At 65.0% G+C, this 19,729-nt stretch carries 16 protein-coding genes; 4 read left to right on the top strand and 12 right to left on the bottom strand.

What is annotated here, in order from left to right; translation table 11 throughout:
• Positions 1-106: 106 nt before the first annotated feature.
• The 5 genes from hisG to KVX96_RS06265 all read right to left on the bottom strand — a co-directional run bounded on the left by hisG (position 107) and on the right by KVX96_RS06265 (position 5,498).
• Entirely contained in the window at positions 107-805 is a 699-nt protein-coding gene (gene hisG / locus KVX96_RS06285; RefSeq protein WP_261193470.1) for an ATP phosphoribosyltransferase, read from the bottom strand.
• A complete protein-coding gene (locus KVX96_RS06280) occupies positions 802-1,905 on the bottom strand; it encodes an ATP phosphoribosyltransferase regulatory subunit (protein ID WP_261193469.1) in 1,104 nt (367 codons plus the stop codon). The genes hisG and KVX96_RS06280 overlap by 4 nt, the downstream gene beginning before the upstream one ends.
• A gap of 1 nt (position 1,906) precedes the next feature.
• Entirely contained in the window at positions 1,907-3,385 is a 1,479-nt protein-coding gene (gene hisS / locus KVX96_RS06275) for a histidine--tRNA ligase (RefSeq protein WP_261193468.1), read from the bottom strand.
• Positions 3,386-3,481: 96 nt separating this feature from the next.
• Positions 3,482-5,098 (bottom strand): AMP-binding protein, encoded by a 1,617-nt coding sequence (locus KVX96_RS06270; RefSeq protein ID WP_261193467.1) that lies wholly within the window; start codon positions 5,096-5,098, stop codon positions 3,482-3,484.
• The gene (locus KVX96_RS06265; protein WP_261193466.1) at positions 5,088-5,498 is read right to left on the bottom strand and encodes a hypothetical protein; all 411 of its coding nucleotides are present in this window, start codon (positions 5,496-5,498) and stop codon (positions 5,088-5,090) included. The genes KVX96_RS06270 and KVX96_RS06265 overlap by 11 nt, the downstream gene beginning before the upstream one ends.
• Positions 5,499-5,645: 147 nt before the next feature.
• Here KVX96_RS06265 and moaA point away from each other — a divergent pair, with 147 nt between their 5' ends.
• Complete coding sequence (gene moaA, locus KVX96_RS06260; protein ID WP_261193465.1) at positions 5,646-6,650, top strand: GTP 3',8-cyclase MoaA; 1,005 nt, start codon at positions 5,646-5,648, stop codon at positions 6,648-6,650.
• Between the two features lie 166 nt (positions 6,651-6,816).
• Here the strand turns inward: moaA and KVX96_RS06255 are convergent, their stop codons facing one another.
• From KVX96_RS06255 to KVX96_RS06245, 3 genes are read right to left on the bottom strand one after another with little or no spacing between them, the layout of a single operon-like run.
• Entirely contained in the window at positions 6,817-7,980 is a 1,164-nt protein-coding gene (locus KVX96_RS06255; protein ID WP_261193464.1) for a M20 aminoacylase family protein, read from the bottom strand.
• Positions 7,981-7,988: 8 nt separating this feature from the next.
• Complete coding sequence (gene argE / locus KVX96_RS06250) at positions 7,989-9,152, bottom strand: acetylornithine deacetylase (protein WP_261193463.1); 1,164 nt, start codon at positions 9,150-9,152, stop codon at positions 7,989-7,991.
• Between the two features lie 31 nt (positions 9,153-9,183).
• Positions 9,184-11,001: an ABC transporter ATP-binding protein gene (locus KVX96_RS06245; RefSeq protein ID WP_261193462.1), complete on the bottom strand. Its 1,818-nt coding sequence runs from the start codon at positions 10,999-11,001 to the stop codon at positions 9,184-9,186.
• A 421-nt stretch (positions 11,002-11,422) separates the two neighbouring features.
• On the opposite strand from KVX96_RS06245, the gene KVX96_RS06240 reads away from it, so the two are divergent.
• The 3 genes from KVX96_RS06240 (at position 11,423) to KVX96_RS06230 (ending at position 15,151) form a co-directional block, all read left to right on the top strand.
• The gene (locus tag KVX96_RS06240) at positions 11,423-13,120 is read left to right on the top strand and encodes a peptide ABC transporter substrate-binding protein (protein ID WP_261193461.1); all 1,698 of its coding nucleotides are present in this window, start codon (positions 11,423-11,425) and stop codon (positions 13,118-13,120) included.
• Positions 13,121-13,185: 65 nt separating this feature from the next.
• Entirely contained in the window at positions 13,186-14,193 is a 1,008-nt protein-coding gene (locus KVX96_RS06235) for an ABC transporter permease (protein WP_261193460.1), read from the top strand.
• Entirely contained in the window at positions 14,186-15,151 is a 966-nt protein-coding gene (locus KVX96_RS06230) for an ABC transporter permease (protein WP_261193459.1), read from the top strand. Before KVX96_RS06235 ends, KVX96_RS06230 begins: the two co-directional genes overlap by 8 nt.
• 124 nt (positions 15,152-15,275) lie before the next feature.
• Here the strand turns inward: KVX96_RS06230 and KVX96_RS06225 are convergent, their stop codons facing one another.
• The 4 genes from KVX96_RS06225 to betB form a co-directional block, all read right to left on the bottom strand.
• Positions 15,276-15,518 (bottom strand): YdcH family protein, encoded by a 243-nt coding sequence (locus KVX96_RS06225; protein ID WP_261193458.1) that lies wholly within the window; start codon positions 15,516-15,518, stop codon positions 15,276-15,278.
• A 144-nt stretch (positions 15,519-15,662) separates the two neighbouring features.
• Positions 15,663-16,322 carry a thermonuclease family protein gene (locus KVX96_RS06220; protein WP_261193457.1) on the bottom strand — a complete coding sequence of 220 codons (660 nt, stop codon included), beginning with the start codon at positions 16,320-16,322 and terminating at the stop codon, positions 15,663-15,665.
• Between the two features lie 72 nt (positions 16,323-16,394).
• Complete coding sequence (gene betA, locus KVX96_RS06215; RefSeq protein WP_261195392.1) at positions 16,395-18,053, bottom strand: choline dehydrogenase; 1,659 nt, start codon at positions 18,051-18,053, stop codon at positions 16,395-16,397.
• A gap of 170 nt (positions 18,054-18,223) precedes the next feature.
• Complete coding sequence (betB, locus tag KVX96_RS06210; protein WP_261193456.1) at positions 18,224-19,684, bottom strand: betaine-aldehyde dehydrogenase; 1,461 nt, start codon at positions 19,682-19,684, stop codon at positions 18,224-18,226.
• Between the last annotated feature and the right edge of the window lie 45 nt (positions 19,685-19,729).

The raw sequence follows: 19,729 nt of genomic DNA, 5'->3' as shown, positions 1-19,729 counted from the left end.
CCGCGCCGTCCCGCCCCCACGGGGCGGCGCGATGCGCCTCCCCTCGGGACGGCGCTACCGTTGTTCTAGGTTTACACCGCCAATCAGCCCTTTAAACAACCAGCCCTCAGTCCGCCACACCCAGCTTTTCCACCAGCGCCGCATAAGCCGCGCGGTCTTCGGTTGTCCAAGGCGCGTTCAGCGCCTTCAACAGCGTGGCCTGCGATTTATGCACCAGACCGTCCGACAGGATCTTCAGGTGATTGGCACGCAGGGTCTCGCCGGTGGAGGTGATGTCGGCCACGGCTTCCGCCGTTTCGTTCTTCACCGTGCCTTCGGTCGCGCCCTGGCTGTCCACGAGCTGGTAATCGGCCACACCGTTTTCCTTCAGGAATTCACGGATCAGCCGGTGGTACTTGGTGGCGATGCGCAACCGGAAGCCATGCGTACGCCGGAAGGCAGCGGCGGCGGCGTCCAGATCGTCGAGCGTGTCCACGTCCACCCAGTGGTTAGGCACGGCGATGATCAGGTCGGCCTGCCCGAAGCCCATCGCCGCCACCTCCTGCACGCGCGTATCCCACGCGGCGAGCTTCTCGCGCACCAGATCGGTGCCCGTCACGCCCAGATGGATGCGCCCGGCGGCCAGTTCGCGCGGGATCTCGCCCGCTGACAGCAGCACCAGTTCAACGCCCTCGACGCCCTCGACGGCGCCGGCATATTCGCGTTCGCCCCCGGCCCGGCTCAAGTTCACGCCACGCGCGCCGAACCAGTCGAAGGTCTTTTCCATTAGCCGCCCCTTGGAGGGCACCCCGAGCTTCACCGTCATGCTGCACCTCCAGCGCGCAGAAGCGCCACGACCTCGGGCCGGATCACCCCGCCCACGGCCGGGATCGACGTGCCGCGCCCCAGAACTTCGGTGAGCGCGTCATAGCGCCCGCCGGTGGCCACAGGCGGCAGATCGGCGCGGCTGGTGGCGTAGAAGCCGAAGACGAAACCGTCATAATATTCCATCTGCGTGCGGCCGTAGCTGGTTTCGAAATCCAGATCCGCCACATCCACACCGCGCGCCGAGAGCGCCTCCATCCGGCGTTTGAGCCGCTCCACGGCAGGCAGGATGGCCGGAAGATCCACGGCGATATCGCCGAGGTTGGCCACCACATGGGGCAGCTTTTCCTTGAGCGACAGGATGTCATTCAGCACGGCCACTTCGCTGGCCGCGATCGGCGGCTCGGCGGCGTCTTCCTGCAAGGCGGCAAGCCGCGCTTCCACTTCCGAGCGGCTGCGCAAGCCGTTCTCCGGCCCGGCCTTGGCAAAGACATCCTCGCCGCGATCCAAAGCCGCCAGCAGTGCCTGACGGGCCGCCGGAGCCTGCGCCTTGCCGCCGAAGCGGTCCAGCAGCGCACGGAAGCGGCGCGGACGCCAGATGTGGCGCAGCAGGGCGCGTTTGCGGCGCTCGGTCGTCGAAAGCCCCATCACCGCGCTTTTCAGCACGCCGATGTCGCCCGTCGCAGCCCTTAGGCCGAGGGGCGAAAGCACCTCCTGAAACAGCGCGAAGACTTCCGCATCCGCCGCCGCCGGATCGCTGCCGTCAAAGACCTCGTATCCCACTTGCAGGTATTCGCTGGGGCGGCCTGTGTCCTGTTCCTGCCGCCGAAAGACCTCGCCCGCGTAGGTGTAGCGGGCGGGTTCGGCCCCGTCGGCCATATGCATCTGCACCACCGGCACGGTGAAATCCGGGCGCAGCATCTGCTCGCCGCGCAGGGGATCGCTCGTTACGTAAGCACGCGCGCGGATGTCCTCGCCGTAAAGATCGAGCAGCGTTTCGGCGGGTTGCAGGATGTCTGCCTCCACCGGCACCGCGCCTGCAGCTTCGAAAAAGGCGCGCAGGCGCAGGGCCTCGGCGCGCGCATCGGGTTTGATCGACATGTCAGCCCTCCGCGCCCGCAAGGATGCGGCGCACCTCGGCCACGAGATCCGCCAGCGGCACTTCGGTCTGCGCGGGCTGGGCCTTCCATTCCTCTAGCGTGGCGCTCTGGGCGATCTTCGCCCCAAGCACCAGATCCTTCACCTGCACCACACCGCGCTCGGCCTCGTCGCCACCCTGAATGATAGCCACAGGCGAATGCCGCATGTCGGCGTATTTGAGCTGGTTGCCGAAGTTCTTCGGGTTGCCCAGATAGACCTCGGCGCGGATCCCGGCATTGCGCAACTCGGTGACCATGGCCTGGTAATCAGCCATGCGGGCCTTATCCATCACCGTCACCACGACGGGGCCGGTGGCCTCGCTCTGGATGCGACCCTTCTCGCGCAGGGCGGCCAGAAGGCGATCAACACCGATGGACACGCCCGTTGCGGGCACCGGCTGGCCTGTGAAGCGCTTCACCAGATCGTCGTAGCGCCCGCCGCCCGAGACAGAGCCGAACTGCCGCTTCTGGCCCTTTTCGTCAAAGATTTCAAAGGTCAGCTCGGCCTCGAACACCGGGCCGGTGTAATAGCCAAGCCCGCGCACGACGCTTGGATCAATCTCGATCCGGTCTGCACCATAACCGCCTGCGGCCAGAAGATCGCCGATCTGTTCCAGCTCCGCGATGCCTTCCGCGCCGATCTTGCTCGCGCCGACCGCACCGCGCAGGTTCGCGAAGGTTTGCGCCACATCCGCGGCCTTGGAGGTAAGGAAGGCGATCACCGGCTCGGCCTGATCCTCGCTCAGGCCTACACCGTCGATGTAAGCGCCGGAGGCATCGAGCCGCCCCTTGGTCAGGAGCTGGCGCACGCCCGCCTCGCCGACCTTGTCGAACTTGTCGATGGTGCGCAGCACGTCATCGCGGGTGCTGGCGTCTTCAGGCAGCCCCATGGCCTCCAGCACGCCGTTCAGCACCTTTCGGTTGTTCACCCGCACCACGTAATCGCCGCGCGGAATGCCCACGTGCTCCAGCGTGTCCGAGAGCATCGCGCAGATCTCGGCGTCAGCAGCCACGGAAGCGGTGCCCACCGTGTCGGCATCGCATTGGTAGAACTGGCGGTAGCGCCCGGGGCCGGGCTTTTCGTTGCGCCAGACAGGCCCCATCGCGTAGCGGCGGTAGGGCGTGGGCAGATCGTTGCGGTGCTGGGCATAAACACGCGCCAGCGGGGCCGTCAGATCGTAGCGCAGCGCCATCCAGCTTTCGTCTTCATCCTGCCAGGCAAAGACGCCCTCGTTGGGGCGATCCACATCGGGCAGGAACTTGCCGAGCGCCTCCACCGTTTCCACGGCGGGGCTTTCCAACGCCTCGAAACCATAGCGATGATACACAGCGGCGATCTGATCGAGCATATGTTTGCGCTCGGTCACTTCGCTTCCGAAATAGTCACGGAAGCCCTTCGGCGGCAACGCCTTGGGCCGGGGCTGTTTCTTCACTTTGGCCATGGTCCTGTCCCTTTGGGGTCATATGCGCCTCGCGTATACGGAAGGGCCGCGCGGGGGGCAAGGGAAGGCTTTGGGGCGGCTTGGGCGGCGCTTTGTCTAGCCGCGCGCGCGCAGCACGCGGCGCTGGATTTTTCCGGTGGCCGTCATCGGCATTTCCGCGATCCGCTCCACGCTGCGCGGGGCGACATGGGCGCTGACCTGCGCGCGCACGCGGGCTATCAGCGTGGCCTCCAGCCCGTCCCAAGCCGCGCCCTCGCGCAGCACCACATAGGCCTTCACGGCCTCGGTGCGGACAGGATCGGGCACGCCCACCACGGCGGCCGCCAGCACATCCGGATGGCCCGCAAGGCAGTTCTCGATCTCGGTGGGGCCGATGCGGTATCCGGCAGAGGTGATCACATCGTCATCGCGGCTGCCGTAGGTGACGTAGCCTTCGGCGTCCATCCGCCCCAGATCGCAGGTTTTCAGCCAGCCGTTGACGAATTTCTTCGCCGTGGCCTCGGGCTGGTTCCAATAGCCCAGAAACATCACCGGATCGGGCGCGCGCACGGCGATCTCGCCTTCGGTGTTGGGCGGCAGGGGCGTGCCTTGCGCGTCGATGATGGCGACCTCATGGCCCGGCAGGGCGCGGCCCATGGTGCCGGGGCGGATCTCCATCATCTCGGGGTTGCCGGAGATCACGAGGTTGCATTCGGTCTGGCCATAAAGCTCGTTGATGGGCGCGTTCAGCGCGTCCCGCCCCCATTGCAACAGATCCGCGCCAAGGCTCTCGCCGCCCGAGGTGATCGAGCGCACAGAGAGCCCCGCAGGCACCTGCGCCTGCCGCAACAGCCGCAGCGCGGTGGGCGGCAGGAAGAGCGTGGTGAGCGCCTCCTCGCGGATCAGGCGGAAGGCGGCGTCAGGATCGAACTTGCGCATCCGGCCCGAGATTTGCGGCACGCCGTAGTAGAGGCAGGGCATCGCCATATCCATCAGCCCACCGATCCAGGCCCAGTCGGCGGGCGTCCAACCCACGGCGCCGGGCTGCGGAAAGTGCATATGGCCAAGCTCCATGCAGGGCAGATGGCCAAGCAGGAAGCGATGGGCATGGAGCGCGCCTTTCGGCGGGCCGGTGGTGCCGGAGGTGTAGATCAGCACCGCCGGATCTTCTGAACGGGTGTTCACCATCTGAGTGAGCCCCGGCCCGTGATCGATGGCCTGCGCAAAGCTTCTGATCGGCGCGGGCGCGGGATCGGTGCAGAAAACAGCCTGCGGCCTCGTCTGCAGTGCGGCGAGTTTCTCAAGGCTCGCGCCATCGGTCACCAGCACGCGCGCGCCGCTGTCGGAGAGGCGGAAGTCCAGCGCCTCAGGGCCGAAGAGCGTGAAGAGCGGGAGGACAATCGCGCCCAGTTTCATCGCGGCGAAATGGGTGATCAGCACCTCAGGGCCCTGCGGCAAGAGCAGCGCCACGCGATCCCCCTGCCCCACGCCTTCGGCCCGGAACGCCGCCGCCAGCCTGTCTGAGGCCAGCTTGAGCTGGCCGTAACTCCAGCTGCTGCGGCTGCCATCGTCACCAATGTGGGTCAGCGCAAGGCGGTCCGGTTCACGGCGCGCCCAGCGATCGCAGCAGACCTCGGCGATGTTGAAATGCTCCGGCACCTGCCAGCGGAAGCGGGCCTGCGCTGTGCTCCAGTCCCAGGCCGGATCCAGAAGCCGCAGGGGCTCAGCCGCCATAGACGGACAGCTCCGGCAGATCGGTCAACGGCACTTCCAGCAGGCGCAACGCGGCCAGCGAGATGCGGCTGCCGGCCGACGCCGCGCCGTCGATGGGGCGCAGCTCCACGTTCACGCTTTTTCCAGCAGCGCTTTCGATGCGTCCCTGTCGGGTGGAATCCACGAGCGGCGTTTCCAGCCAGAACCCACCCAGCGTGGGATCGCCGAGCGAGGCGACCGTCTTGCCCAGAAGCGCCTCGCCAGCCGGGGCCGGGGCAGCTTCAGCGGCCGCGCGTTCGGCAGACGTCGTGGTGTCGAATTCTTCCACCGTCACCGCATCTGCAGGCGCAACGCGCGCCTCAGGATCGGCCGCTGTCGCCGTGGCTTCAGGCGCCTCTGGCGTGGGCGCCAGCTGTGGCATCTGCAGCGACGCACAGCCTGCCAGGGCAAGCGCGAGGGGAAAGGGGGAAAGGACGGAACGCATTTTCATGACGCCACCCTAGGCACCCGGTTTTGAAGGTGCAATCCCGCGCTTGCCCTTGGGCGAATTGACTCCTACCTTCCCTGCATGAGCCAGTTGATCGACCCCTTCCAGCGCGCCATCACCTACCTGCGGGTTTCGGTGACAGACCGATGCGATTTCCGCTGTGTGTACTGCATGTCGGAGAACATGACCTTCCTTCCCAAGAAGGAATTGCTGACGCTGGAAGAGCTGGACCGCCTCTGCTCTGCCTTCATCGGCATGGGCGTGAAGAAGCTGCGCATCACCGGCGGCGAGCCGCTCGTGCGCAAGGGGATCATGACGTTTTTCGAGGGCATGAGCCGCCACCTTGACAGCGGCGCGCTCTCGGAACTGACGCTCACCACCAACGGCAGCCAGCTGGCGAAATTCGCGCAGCCGCTGTTTGAGGCCGGTGTGCGCCGCATCAACATCTCGCTCGACACGCTGGATGAGGCCAAATTCGCTGAAATCACCCGCTGGGGCCGCCTGCAACAGGTGCTGGAGGGCATCGAAGCAGCGCAGGCGGCAGGCCTTCGCGTGAAAATCAACACCGTTGCGCTGAAAGACTTCAACGAGGACGAACTGTTCACGCTGACCGACTGGTGCGCACAAAAGGATATGGACCTCACCTTCATCGAGGTCATGCCGATGGGCGACATCGGCAACGAAAACCGGCTCGGGCAATATTGGTCGCTCAAGGATCTGCGCGCGCGCCTTGCCGAACGCTTCACCGTGAGCGATCTAACGGAACGCACCGGCGGCCCGGCGCGTTACGTGCGGCTTGAGGAAACCGGCCAGAAGATCGGCTTCATCACGCCGCTCACCCATAATTTTTGCGAAAGCTGCAACCGCGTGCGCATCACCTGCACCGGCGAGATCTACACCTGCCTTGGGCAGGAAGGCAAAAGCGACCTGCGCGCGCCCCTGCGCGCCCACCCAGATCAGGACGCTCCGCTGCAAGAGGCCATCCGCGCTGCCATCGGGCTGAAGCCCAAGGGCCATGATTTCGACTATTCCCGGCAGGAACTCGGCGGTCAGATGAGCCGCCACATGAGCCATACGGGCGGATAAACTGGCCAGAGGGGGCTCTGCCCCCGCCGCCTTCGGCGACTCCCCCGAGATATTTACAGAACAAAGTGGGGCCCCATCATCTTGCCCCAAATATCCCGGAGCGCGAGGCAGAGCCTCGCAACAATCCAGTATGCGGGGCAAAGCCCCGCATGCATTTTGAATGGCGTTAGGCGGCGGGCATCCGGCTTTCCACGATCTCCGCCCACCAGGAGCAGCCCGCTGGAATGGCATCGTCGTTGAAGTTGTATTCCGGGTGATGCACCGCGGCCGTATCGCCATTGCCGACAAGGATGTAGGCGCCCGGGCGTTCTTCGAGCATATAGGCGAAATCCTCACCACCCATGACGAGCGGCGCGTCATCGCAGCCGCCGGAGACTTTGCGCGCCACTTCGGCGGCGAATTCGGTTTCGGCCTCGCTGTTCACCATCACCGGATAGCCCCGCATGTAATTCACATCCGCCGCGCCACCCAGCGCTACGCCCATGCTTTCACAGATCGCCTTGATCCGGGTTTCGGCCAAATCGCGGATCTCCGCATCAAGCGTGCGCACGGTGCCGCGCAGGGTGACCTTCTGCGGGATCACGTTGAAAGCCTTGCTGTCGCTCTCGATGCTTGTCACGGAAACCACCACCTGCTTCACCGGATCGGCGTTGCGGCTGGCGATGGTTTGCAGGGCGGTCACGATCTGGCTCGCCATCACCACAGGATCCACGGTTTCCTGGGGTTTGGCGGCATGTCCGCCGCGCCCTTTCACCGCGATTTCAAACGTGTCCGTGGCGGCAAAGAAAGCGCCCGGGCGGATGGCGAAGCTGCCAACAGGGCGGCCCGGCCAGTTGTGCATGCCGTAGACTTCCTGAATGCCGAAGCGCTCCATCATGCCGTCTTCGCACATCTCGCGGCCACCGCCGCCGCCTTCTTCGGCGGGCTGGAAGATCACCACCACCGTGCCGTCGAAGTTGCGCGTTTCCGACAGGTATTTCGCCGCGCCGAGCAGCATGGCGGTGTGGCCATCGTGGCCGCAAGCGTGCATCGCGCCCGGGGTCTTGGAAGCATACTCCAGCCCCGTCGCCTCGTGGATCGGCAGCGCGTCCATATCGGCGCGCAGGCCCACGACCTTGCCCGAGGTGTTGGCCTTGCCCTTGATCACGCCCACAACCCCGGTGCGCCCGAGGCCGGTGACGATCTCGTCGCAGCCAAATTCCTTCAGCTTTTCGGCCACCATCGCCGCGGTGCGGTGGGTTTCAAAGAGGATCTCAGGGTTTTCATGCAGGTCGCGCCGCCAGGCGGTGATTTCGTCCTGAAGCTCGGCAAAACGGTTCTTGATGGGCATGGATCGTCCTATTCTGAGAGATGGGTGATCAGCCGGCGCAGGAAGGCCTGGCCGGCGTCGAATTGGGAAAGGGTGATGTATTCGTCGGGCTGGTGGGCCTGGGCGATGTCGCCCGGGCCGCAGACGACAGCCGAATAGCCGCCATCCTGAAAATGCCCGGCTTCGGTGCCGTAGCTCACCGTGTGGCTGCCGTTGTCGCCGGTCAGGCGGCGGGCGAGTTCTTCCGCGGCGCCGTCGGTTTCGGGGCGCAGGGCGGGCATGATGAAATCCTCTTCCACCACGACGCCAGCGGCCGGATGACGTGCTTTCAGTTCTGCATCCAGCGCGGCGGCTTCCTCGCGGAAGCGATCTGCCCAATCGGCAGCAGATTCGCCGGGAACGCTGCGGAAGGTGACGTCAAACCGGCAATCCTTGGCGGTGATGTTATGGGCCGTGCCGCCCCGGATCTCGCCCACATGGGCGGTGGTGAAGGGCGGATGGAACATGGCCGCGAGCGCGCTTGGGGTGGCGGCCTGAAGCTCCGCGTTGCGCTGGCGCACCCAATCTACGAGCCGCGTGCCTTCCAGAATGGCCGAGACCCCTTCGGGCAGCAGCGAGGAATGCACCTCAAAGCCCTTCACATGCACCCGCAGCCCCGACATGCCCTTGTGGCCCGTCACCACCTGCATCATCGTCGGCTCCCCGATCAGCGCGGCCAAGGCCTTGGGCAGGGTTGCGTTCATCGCTTCAACCAGCGGCGGTGCACCGGTGCAGCCGATTTCCTCGTCATAGGAGAGCGCGATCTGCAGCGGGCGGTTCACCCCGGCCTGCAGCGCCTCGGGCACCGCCGCCAGCGCAAGCGCGCAGAAGCCTTTCATGTCACAAGCGCCGCGCCCATAGAGCTTGCCGTCGCGTTCGGTGAGCGTGAAGGGATCGCTGGTCCACGCCTGCCCCTCCACCGGCACCACATCCGTATGGCCAGAGAGGACGACACCGCCCGCCACCTCCGGCCCCACATTGGCAAACAGCGCGGCCTTGGTGCGATCGGCGTTATAAACGCGGTGGGCGGCAACGCCATGGCCCGCGAGATAGCCCTCCACCCAGTCGATCAACGCCAGATTACTGCCGCTGCTGACGGTGGGAAAGGCGACGAGCCGCTCAAGGATCTCGCGTGCGGTAAGGTCTTCTCTCACAGATGCCTCCTGACCGGGCCGCGCGATCGGATCAGGATCGGAGCACGAAATGACCCGGGCTCACCTCGTCATATAGGGAGGGGCCGGGCTCATAGCCAACCGGGAAGATCGGCGAAGGGATCGGCTTGAAGTTCAGCTCTCGCGCACCGGCGCGCTGGCGCGGATCGGCCACGGGCACCGCCGAGAGCAACGATTGCGTGTAGGGGTGGCGCGGATCCTCGAAGATGGCGGCGCGGGGGCCGATCTCCACGATGCGGCCCAGATACATCACCGCCGTCTGATGCGAGACGCGCTCCACTACGGCCATGTCGTGGCTGATGAAGAGCATGGCGATGCCAAGCTCGGCCTGCAGTTCCATCATCAGGTTCAGCACCTGCGCCTGCACCGAGACATCGAGCGCCGAAACCGCCTCATCGGCGACGATCAGCTTGGGGTTCAGCGCGAGCGCACGCGCAATGGCGATGCGCTGGCGCTGGCCGCCGGAGAGCTCGTGCGGGTAGCGCTTCATGAAGCTGCGCGGCAGGTGCACGCGGTCAAACAGGCGGGCGACGCGGTCCGTCAACTCAGCCCCCGAGGCGATGTTGTAGTTGCGCAGCGGCTCAGCGACCTGATCCATCAGGCGCACCTGCGGGTTGAGCGAGGCGAAGGGATCCTGAAACACCATCTGCATGTCGCGCCGGGCCTTCAGGAGGCCCTTCTGATCCAGCGCCATCACATCCGTGCCGCCGAGGTTGATCGTGCCCGACTGGGGCTCCACCAGCCGCAGGATCGAGCGCCCACAGGAGGATTTGCCACAGCCGCTTTCGCCCACGAGCGAGAGCGTCTCACCCGCGTTCAGCCGGAAGGAGACATCCTCCACCGCGTGGACATTGGCCACGGTGCGGCGCATCAGACCCTTCTTCACCGGGAAACGCGTGGTGAGGTTTTTCACCTCCAGCAGCAGTTCGCCGGGCGTGGCCTTGGGGGCTTTCGTCGTCCAGTCGGGCGTTTCCTGACCCATGATACGCATTGGTTCGGGCGCGGGCTTGCCCGTCATCTCGCCAAGGCGCGGCACGGCGGCCAGAAGCGCCTTGGTGTAGTCGGCCTTCGGGTTCTCGAAGATCTCCTCGACGCTGCCCTCTTCCACCATGTTGCCGCGATACATGACGACAACGCGGTCGGCCATCTGGGCCACCACGGCCATATCGTGGGTGATGAACAGAACGGCGGTGTTGTGCTCGCGCTTGAGGCGGTCGATCAGGGCGAGGATCTCGGCCTGGATCGTCACGTCGAGCGCGGTTGTGGGCTCGTCGCAGATTAGAATGCGCGGCTCGCAGGCCATGGCCATGGCGATCACCACGCGCTGGCGCATACCGCCGGACAACTCGTGCGGGTATTGCTTCATCCGCCGCTCGGGCTCGGGAATGCGTACCTGCCGAAGCAGTTCGATGGCGCGGGCGTCGGCCTTCTTCTGGCTCAGGTTCTTGTGCAGCTTCAGCCCTTCGGTGAGCTGGCGGCCGATGGTGAAGACCGGGTTGAGCGAGGTCATCGGCTCCTGAAAGATCATCCCGATCTCGTTGCCACGAATCTCGCGCATGTCACGCGGATCGGCCTTGGCGATGTCGATCGTCTCGCCGTCCTTGATTCGGAACATCAGCGAGCCGTTGGCAATCCGGCCGCCGCCGAACTCCACCAGACGCATCATCGAGAGCGCGGAAATCGATTTGCCCGACCCGGATTCGCCGACGACGCAGAGCGTCTCACCCGGTTGAATTTCAAAGGAAACATCCTCCGCACCCACCACGAGGCCAGAGTTGGTATCGAACTCCACGCGCAGGTTGCGCACATCGATGAGCGGTTGATCGAGCATGGTTGCTTACCCTGTTGTTTTGGCCGGAACGCTAGCGAGGCTTTCGGGAAATTGTCAAACACAAGCGCAGCCGCGCCTGCCTGATTCCCCTGCCCCTACGGCACCGGTACGGAGCGATTCTCTGCCTCTTTCGACCAGCTTTGCATAGTTAGTTGGCAATGTTAACTAACGTAGCCAACAAGATGTGCCCGAGTGCCGCGCAGGGCCTTTACAAAAATCTGGAACTGGTCAGACTATGGGCATTCGCTCGCCCATTGGGCAGCGATCGGTGTCAACTCCACCGCACGTAACGCGGGCATTGTCAGGGAGCCTTCAAACAGTGTCATACTGACCGGAGCACCAAAAAGGTGTCCGCAACAAACGTGAAAAACGATTTTCGGGGCAAACCCGAAAACGGGGAAATCCAACAAGGAGAGTCTGAATGAACCTCAAAGCAACCCTGCTGGGCGCTGCCGCCGCCTTTGCCATGGCACCGATGGCCATGGCCGAGCGTGGCGCGGACGGCCATGTGAACATCATCTATTGGCAGGCACCGTCGATCCTGAACCCGTTCCTGTCGGGTGGCACCAAGGACATCGAGGCCGCCTCGCTGATCATCGAGCCGCTGGCCCGCTACGACGAGACCGGCACGCTGGTGCCCTGGCTGGCCGAAGAAGTGCCGACCGTGGAAAACGGCGGCGTGGCCGAGGATCTGACCTCCATCACCTGGAAGATCAAACCGGGCATCCTGTGGTCCGACGGCACCCCCTTCACCTCGGCTGACGTGAAATTCACCGCCGACTACTGCATGCATCCCGAAGGCGGCTGCGCCCAGCTGACGAAATTCGGCGGCGTGACGAGCGTGGAAACGCCCGACGAGCTGACCGTTGTCGTCACCTTCGACAAGCCCACCCCCTTCCCCTACGGCCCCTTCGTGGGCGGTGAGAGCCCGATCCTGCAGGCGGCACAATTCGCCAACTGCCTTGGCGCCAAAGCGCCCGAGTGCACCACGGAAAACTTCAACCCCGTTGGCACCGGCCCCTTCACCGTCACCGATTTCCGTCCCAACGACGTGATCTCGATGGAAGCCAACCAGAACTACCGCGACGCCGCCAAGCCGGCCTTCGCCACGCTGACCTTCAAGGGCGGCGGCGATGCCACCGCTGCGGGCCGCGCCGTGATGGAAACCGGCGAGTTCGACTACGCCTGGAACCTGCAGCTCGCACCCGACGTGATTGCCGGCATGGAAGCCGCTGGCAAAGGCACCGCCGTGGCCGGCTTCGGCCCGCTGCTTGAGCGCATCATGCTCAACAACACCAACCCCGATCCGGCGCTTGGCCCGGACGAGCGTTCCGTCGTGCGTCCGCACCCGTTCCTCTCGGATCCGGCCGTCTACAAGGCGCTCTCCATGGCCATCGACCGCCCGCTGCTGGTGGAAGTCGGCTACGGCAAGGCCGGCCGCGTGTCCTGCTCCTGGGTTCCGGCCCCGGCGGCTTACGCGATCGAAGTCGAAGGCTGTGACGTGCAGGACATCGCCGGCGCCAACGCGCTGCTCGATGAAGCCGGCATCGTTGACACCGACGGCGACGGCATCCGCGAGAAAGACGGCGTGGCGCTGAAGGTTCTGTACCAGACCTCCACCAACGCCGTGCGTCAGGACTTCCAAGCCCTGATCAAACAGTGGTGGAGCGAAATTGGCGTTGAAGCCGAGCTGCGCAACATCAACGCATCCGTCTTCTTCGGTGGCGATCCGGGCTCCCCGGACACCTTCCAGAAGTTCTACGCGGACGTGGAAATGTACGCCAACACCTTCAACGGCACCGACCCGCAGACCTACCTCGGCAACGCGCTGTGCGACAAGGCTCCGTCGCCGGCCAACCAGTGGCAGGGCGAGAACATCTCCCGCTTCTGCTCCGAGGAATATGACGCGCTGCACGCCAAGCTCGCCTCCACGGCCAACGCCGATGAGCGCGCCGAGATCGCGAAAGAGCTGAACCGCATGGTTGTGGAAAACGGCGGCATGATCCCGCTCGTGCACCGTGGCCGCCTCTCGGCCCACGCCAACAGCCTTGGCGGCGTGAAGCTGAACGTCTGGGACTCCGAGCTCTGGAACGTCGCCGACTGGCACCGCGTGAAGTAAAACCAACCGCCGCCGCATCCCTTTACGGGCGTGCGGCGGCACCCTAGCTGCGGGCCACTCCCTCCATGCTTACCTTTACCCTTCGCCGGTTGATCCTCGCGATCCCGACGCTTCTGTTTATCTCGCTGGTGATCTTCCTGCTTCTCCAGCTTGCACCGGGCGATCCGATGGCCCAGGTGCCCCTCACCGTGCCGCCGGAAGTGAAAGAGAAGATGCGCGAGGCGCTTGGCCTCGGCCAGCCGGTCTATGTCCAGTATTGGAAATGGATCGTGCAGTTCTTCTGGATCGAACCGCAGGTGCTCATCGACAACATGTTCGGCACCAACCTCACCGAAGGCAAGCTGCGCGTGATCAGCTGGCAGACCCGCTCTCCGGTGATGGACATCGTCTACCAGCGCCTGCCGCAGACGCTCTGGGTCGTGGGCGTCGCCTACCTCGTGGGCATCCTGATCGCCCTGCCCATCGGCATCTACTCGGCCTACAAGCAATACTCGGTGTTCGATAACGCCGGGACGTTCATAACCATGGTCGGCTTCTCCGTGCCGCCCTTCTTTTCGGGTGTGCTGGTGATCGTGATCTTCGCGGTGAACCTCGGCTGGTTCCCCTCGATCTACGACACCACGCATAAGGTCAGCGACTGGGCGAGCTTCAAGGTTCAGCTGAACCAGATGTTCCTGCCCGTCATGGTGCTGGCGCTGCAGATCACAAGCCAGATCAGCCGCTTCATGCGCGCCTCGATGCTGGACAACCTCAATCAGGATTACGTGCGGACCGCGCGGGCCAAAGGGCTCGGCGAATGGCACGTTGTCATGGTGCATGTGCTGCGCAACTCGATGATCCCCGTGGTCACCGTGATCGCGCTTGGCATCCCCTCGATCTTCGGCGGGGCCATCATCACCGAGCAGGTCTTCAAGGTGAACGGGATCGGCCAGCTGCTGATCACCTCGATCCAGGCCAATGACCTGCCGATGGTTCAGACGCTCACCTTCATCTTCGCGGTGCTGATCGTGCTCTTCAACCTTGTTGCCGATGTGCTCTACGGCATTCTTGATCCGAGGATCCGCTATGACTGAGACCGTGCAACAACTCGAAGAGATGGAAGGCACCCGCAGCCAGTGGTGGGATGTCTGGGATCAGTTCAAAAGCCACCGCGGCGCGCTCGTGGGGTTGATCATCTTCGCCACCATCGTTTTCGGCGTGACGCTGGGCCCGGTGCTCTGGCGCGCCGATCCGCAGGCGATCCCGCCCGTGGTGGACATGATCAAGCAGCGCGATATCCGCCCGATCTACACCGCGCTCTGGGACAGCAGTGCCAAGGTCAGCTGGGCCAATCCGCTGGGCACCGACAACCTCGCCCGCGACAACCTCGCCCGCCTGATGTACGGCGGCCGGGTGTCGATCGCGGTAGGGCTCACGGCGATGGTGCTCTCGATCGTGCTGGGCACGGCCATCGGCGTGGTGGCGGGCTACTTCCGCAAGCTCGACGGCCCACTGATGCGCACGACGGACCTATTCCTGGCGCTGCCCCTGCTGCCGCTGATCCTCGTGGCCTCGCTGCTTTTCCGCGAGCCGCTCTCGGCCACTTTCGGTGTGGAAGGCGGCACGTTCGCACTGATCGTGGCGCTGATCGGCATCACCAGTTGGATGCAGACCGCGCGGATCGTGCGGGGCGACGTGCTGGCGCTGAAAGAGCGGGAATTCGTGCTCGCGGCGCGCTCCATCGGCACGCCTTCGCGCCGGATCATCACCAACCACATCCTACCCAACATCATGAGCCCGATCATGGTTTCGGCCACGCTCGGCATCGCTGCCTCGATCATCACCGAAAGCGCGCTCAGCTTCCTCGGCTTCGGCTTCCCGCCGGATTTCCCCACATGGGGCCGCCTGCTGAACGACAGCGTAGACCGGATGGTCTCCTACCCGGAGCGGGTGGTCTGGCCGGGCATCGCGATCTCGCTCACGGTGCTGAGCGTGAACTACATCGGCGATGGCCTCCGCGACGCGCTCGATCCGCGTATCCGGGGCCGCTAAAGCCCTGGGGCAGGGGCCACGGCCCCTGCCCCGCCAAACTTCCCCCTTAAAACGACAAAGGCGCCGCGAGGGGAAAGGACTAAACCCCCCGCAGCGCCCAAATGCTCAACGTCCTCCCGGTGTCTCAGTCCACCGCGCTGAGCATTTTCCAAAGCTCGTCCTTCAGCGCCATACGCTTCTTGCGCAGCTCGCCTTCGTGCAGATCATCCGTGGGGGCGACATTGGTTTCGGCCCGGTGCACGTCGCGGTTCACCTCGTGATATTCTTCCATCAGCTTGGCGAAATGGGCGTTTTCCTGCTTCAGCTTGCTGATCTCTTCCAGTTTGTCCGGAAATTCGGCGGCAAGTTCATGCGGGGTATTGGACATCTGCGTCTCCGTCTTTCTGTTGCAAACAACAGGTAGGGACGCTGGCGCCCGACTGCCTTGATCGGGATCAAATCGGCGGCAAATTTCAGGTAAAAATCGTCAGGTGTTTCGGGCGGCGCTCCGGCTGCACTTCGCAGCCGCGCCTCAGCGCCGCGCCCTCCGCCAGCCCGCCGCCTGCGCTTCGCCTTCAGAGGAGAACCAGCGCTCGCCCTTGGCGGTGTTGATCCGCACCTTGGTGTAATCGGCCTGCCCCGGCATGTGGTAGATCTGCCCGTTGCCCGAGATATTGCCCTTGATCACGCAACCTTGCAGGGGTTGCGCCTGCGCAGCCGGAGCCGCCGCCTTGCCGCGCCGGTGATCCTCCGGCGCGCGCACCTCGCCCGCCCAGATCCCGCGCTTGGCGAAGACGGCCTGTTTCTCCAGATCCACGTAGTCCAGCGCGTATTTGCGATAGGCCATCGCCGCCCCAAGCCGGACCATCTCCGCCCCCAGATCCTTGCCGCCCGCCGTGCAACTGGCCACCACCCGGCCATAGCGATCAGTGTCGCGCTGCTGGCAACTCAGCTTTTGCCCGGCCACAAGGCCTGCAAGCGTGGCCTTCGCCCAATCGCCACAGGCCCAGACCCGCCCATCGGCCTTGCGGCAGGATTGATCCAGCTCCGGCGCATCGATGCCGAAAAGCCGGATGCGGGTGCTGCCCATGCGCAAGGAATCGCCATCGCTTACCTCAACGCGCCCCCCAAAAGGCGCGGCGGCAAGCGGAGTGGCGAGGAGAAGGGCGAACAGGAGGAGAAAGCGCGTCATGCCCCCCGGCTACCGGCGGTATCGGAGGGCTTCAAGCGGCTTTGTTAACGAAGGTTAATACGTTGCCGAAAATCACCGCTGCGCGCTTTGCCAGCGCGGGCTGAGCCAGGGTTCGGCATTGGAAGGCGCCAGCGCCGGTTTGCCGAGGATATGGTCGCTCGCCTTCTCACCCACCATGATCGACGGGCCGTTGAGGTTGCCATTGGTGATGCGCGGGAAGATGGAGCTGTCGGCCACGCGCAGGCCCTCGACGCCGATCACCCGGCACTCAGGGTCCACAACCGCCATCGTATCCTCCGCCGCGCCTATCTTGCAGGTGCCGCAGGGGTGATAGGCGCTTTCGGCGTGTTCGCGGATGAAGCCATCCAATTCGTCGTCGCTTTGCAAGGCGGCCCCGGGCTGGATCTCGTGCTTCACGAAGGGCTTGAAGGCCTCCTGCCCGAAGATCTCTCGCGTCAGGCGCAGGCAGGTGCGGAAATCCTGCCAATCCTGTTCGCAGGACATGTAGTTGAAGAAGATGCGCGGCGCCTCGCGGGGATCGCTGCTCTTGAGCGTGATCTCCCCGCGCGAGGGCGAGCGCATCGGGCCGACATGGGCCTGAAAGCCATGGCCTTCTGCCGCCGCGCGGCCATCGTAGCGCACGGCGAGGGGCAGGAAATGATACTGGATGTCGGGGTACTCCACCCCAGCCCGGCTGCGGATGAAGGCCGCGCTTTCAAACTGGTTCGAGGCCCCCAGCCCGGTTTTCGTAAACAGCCATTGCGCCCCGATCAGCCCCTTGGAGATCAGGTTCCAGTAACGATAGAGCGTCACCGGCTTGGCAGCGGCCATCTGGAAATAGACCTCAAGGTGATCCTGCAGGTTCTTGCCAACGCCGGGGCGGTCGGCCACCACATCGATGCCTTGCGCCGCCAGTTCTCCCGCCGGGCCGATGCCCGAGAGCAACAGCAGTTTGGGCGAGTTGATGGAGGAGGCCGCGATGATCACCTCGCGCCGGGCGCGGATCACCTCGGGCGCGCCACCGCGCAGGATCTCGACGCCCGTGGCGCGGCCCTCCTCGATCACGATGCGCGTGGCCAGCCCCTTGATCAGGCTGCAGGTCTCTCGTTTGAGCGCCGGCCGCAGATAGGCATTTGCCGCCGACCAGCGCCGCCCCTGCCAGACGGTCTGCTCCATCGGGCCGAAGCCCTCCTGCTTCTCGCCGTTGTAATCCTGCGTGATCTCGTAGCCCGCCTGCTGGCCGGCCGCGACGAAAGCGTCATGCAAAGGGTTGTCGCGCGGGCCCCGGCTCACGTGCAGCGGCCCGTCAGAGCCGCGCCAGCGGGGATCGCCCCCGTGACCGCCGTCATGCCAGCTCTCCATGCGCTTGAAGTAAGGCAGCACATCTGCATAGGCCCAGCCCTGCGCGCCCGCCTCCGCCCAATGGTCGAAATCCTTGGCGTGGCCGCGCACGTAAACCATGCCGTTGATCGAGGAGGAGCCGCCGATCACTTTGCCGCGCGGGGTCGCAAGGCGGCGGTTGTTCAGATGCGGCTCCGGCTCGCTCTGAAAACCCCAGTCATAAAGGCTCATGTTCATCGGATAGCTCAGAGCGGCAGGCATCTGGATGAAGGGCCCCGCATCGCTGCCGCCATGTTCGATCACCAGCACCGACGCGCCCGCCTCGCTCAGACGATAGGCCATCGCGCAGCCTGCCGAGCCTGCGCCTACGATCACGAAATCCGCTTCCATACCGTCACTCATTCCTTGCCAACGCCAGCGATCCGCCGGGTGTCTTTCCTCTGTCATCCTGCGAAACCGCGCCGCGCCAGCGGCGCCGGGCCCAACAGCGGCCAAGCGCCCCCAAGGGGCGCGCCGCGCCGCTGGCGGGAGCCCCCCCGCCTCGGCCGAAACGCGCCTTGCTAGAAAGGCGCTTCCACGTCGCCCATCCGCACGTAGACGGATTTCACCTGGCTGTAGTGGGCGATGGCCTCTTTCGAATTCTCCCGCCCCACGCCGCTCATCTTGCTGCCGCCGAAGGGCGCTTCCACCGGGGCGTCGTTGTAGGAGTTGATGAAACAGCTGCCCGCCTCCAGCGCCCCGATCACCCGGTGCGCGCGGGTCAGATCCTGCGTGAAGACGCCCGCCGAAAGGCCGAAGACCGTGTCATTGGCCCGCGCAATCACCTCGTCCTCCGAGTCAAAGTCGAGCACCGCCATGACGGGGCCGAAAATCTCTTCCTGCGCGATGGTCATGCCGTCAGTCACATCGGCAAAAACGGTCGGCTCAAGGTAGAAGCCCTCCCGCTCCGCCCGGCCACCGCCATGGACAAGCCGCGCGCCCTCCGCGACGCCTTTCGCAATATAGCCCTGCACGATCTGCATCTGGCGCTCGCTCACCATCGGGCCGAAGTTCACCGCCTCATCCAGCGGATCGCCCATCACCACACCCGCCGCGAGCCGCTCTTTCAGGCGGGCGAGGAAGGCTTCCTTGATGCCCTTCTGCACGAAGACCCGAGTGCCGTTGGAGCAGACCTGCCCGGAGGAATAGAAGTTCCCCAGAATGGCGCCGCCCACGGCGTTTTCCAGATCGGCATCGTCAAAGATCACCAGCGGGCTCTTGCCGCCGAGTTCCATCGTGACATGCTTCATCCCGTCCGCCGCCGCCGCATAGACCTTGCGCCCCGTCGGCACCGAGCCGGTGAGCGAGACCTTCGCCACGCGCGGATCACTCACCAAGGCAGCGCCCACCTCGCCCATGCCCTGCACCACGTTGTAAACACCGGCAGGCAGCCCCGCCTCATGCAGGATCTCGGCCACTTTCAGCGCACAGAGCGGCGTGGTTTCGCTGGGTTTGAAAACCATCGCGTTGCCACAGGCCAGCGCGGGCGCGCCTTTCCAGCAGGCGATCTGCGTGGGGTAGTTCCACGCGCCGATGCCAACGCACACGCCCAAAGGTTCGCGCACCGTATAGACCCAATCGCGCCCCAGCGGGATATGTTCGCCCGTCAGGCTGCCCGCCAGCCCGCCGAAATACTCCAGCGCATCCGCACCCGAGGTGGCGTCCACGTAGAGCGTCTCCTGCATCGGTTTGCCGGTGTCGAGCGTTTCCAGTTCCGACAGCGCCCTGTTCCGCTCCCGGATCATATCGGCGGCGCGGCGCAGCACGCGGCCACGTTCGGTGCCGCTCATCGCCGCCCAGATCTTCTGGCCCGCCTGCGCCGCCGCAAGCGCCTCTTCCACGATGGCGGGTGTCGCGGCATGGACCTGTGCAATCTGCTCGCCGGTGGCGGCATAGATCACCGGGATCGGGGTGCCGGCGGTGTCTTCCACGTAGCGGCCATTGATGAAGTGGCTGGCCACGGGCTGGGCATTGGGGCGCATCGGATCGTCCTTGTTCTATCAGCAGTCAAAGGGGCATGAGCCCGG

It is taken from the genome of Pseudoruegeria sp. SHC-113, from assembly GCF_025376885.1.
Taxonomy (GTDB): domain Bacteria; phylum Pseudomonadota; class Alphaproteobacteria; order Rhodobacterales; family Rhodobacteraceae; genus Pseudoruegeria.
The sequence above is the reverse complement of the archived record's forward strand: the minus strand, read 5'-3'. Positions and strand labels throughout refer to the sequence as shown.

Coding starts and splice junctions, on each gene's coding strand:
- hisG (WP_261193470.1), bottom strand. CDS start 805: ATGACGGTGAAGCTCGGGGTGCCCTCCAAGGGGCGGCTAATGGAAAAG.
- KVX96_RS06280 (WP_261193469.1), bottom strand. CDS start 1,905: ATGTCGATCAAACCCGATGCGCGCGCCGAGGCCCTGCGCCTGCGCGCC.
- hisS (WP_261193468.1), bottom strand. CDS start 3,385: ATGGCCAAAGTGAAGAAACAGCCCCGGCCCAAGGCGTTGCCGCCGAAG.
- KVX96_RS06270 (WP_261193467.1), bottom strand. CDS start 5,098: ATGGCGGCTGAGCCCCTGCGGCTTCTGGATCCGGCCTGGGACTGGAGC.
- KVX96_RS06265 (WP_261193466.1), bottom strand. CDS start 5,498: ATGCCACAGCTGGCGCCCACGCCAGAGGCGCCTGAAGCCACGGCGACA.
- moaA (WP_261193465.1), top strand. CDS start 5,646: ATGAGCCAGTTGATCGACCCCTTCCAGCGCGCCATCACCTACCTGCGG.
- KVX96_RS06255 (WP_261193464.1), bottom strand. CDS start 7,980: ATGCCCATCAAGAACCGTTTTGCCGAGCTTCAGGACGAAATCACCGCC.
- KVX96_RS06245 (WP_261193462.1), bottom strand. CDS start 11,001: ATGCTCGATCAACCGCTCATCGATGTGCGCAACCTGCGCGTGGAGTTC.
- KVX96_RS06240 (WP_261193461.1), top strand. CDS start 11,423: ATGAACCTCAAAGCAACCCTGCTGGGCGCTGCCGCCGCCTTTGCCATG.
- KVX96_RS06235 (WP_261193460.1), top strand. CDS start 13,186: ATGCTTACCTTTACCCTTCGCCGGTTGATCCTCGCGATCCCGACGCTT.
- KVX96_RS06230 (WP_261193459.1), top strand. CDS start 14,186: ATGACTGAGACCGTGCAACAACTCGAAGAGATGGAAGGCACCCGCAGC.
- KVX96_RS06225 (WP_261193458.1), bottom strand. CDS start 15,518: ATGTCCAATACCCCGCATGAACTTGCCGCCGAATTTCCGGACAAACTG.
- KVX96_RS06220 (WP_261193457.1), bottom strand. CDS start 16,322: ATGACGCGCTTTCTCCTCCTGTTCGCCCTTCTCCTCGCCACTCCGCTT.
- betA (WP_261195392.1), bottom strand. CDS start 18,053: ATGGAAGCGGATTTCGTGATCGTAGGCGCAGGCTCGGCAGGCTGCGCG.
- betB (WP_261193456.1), bottom strand. CDS start 19,684: ATGCGCCCCAATGCCCAGCCCGTGGCCAGCCACTTCATCAATGGCCGC.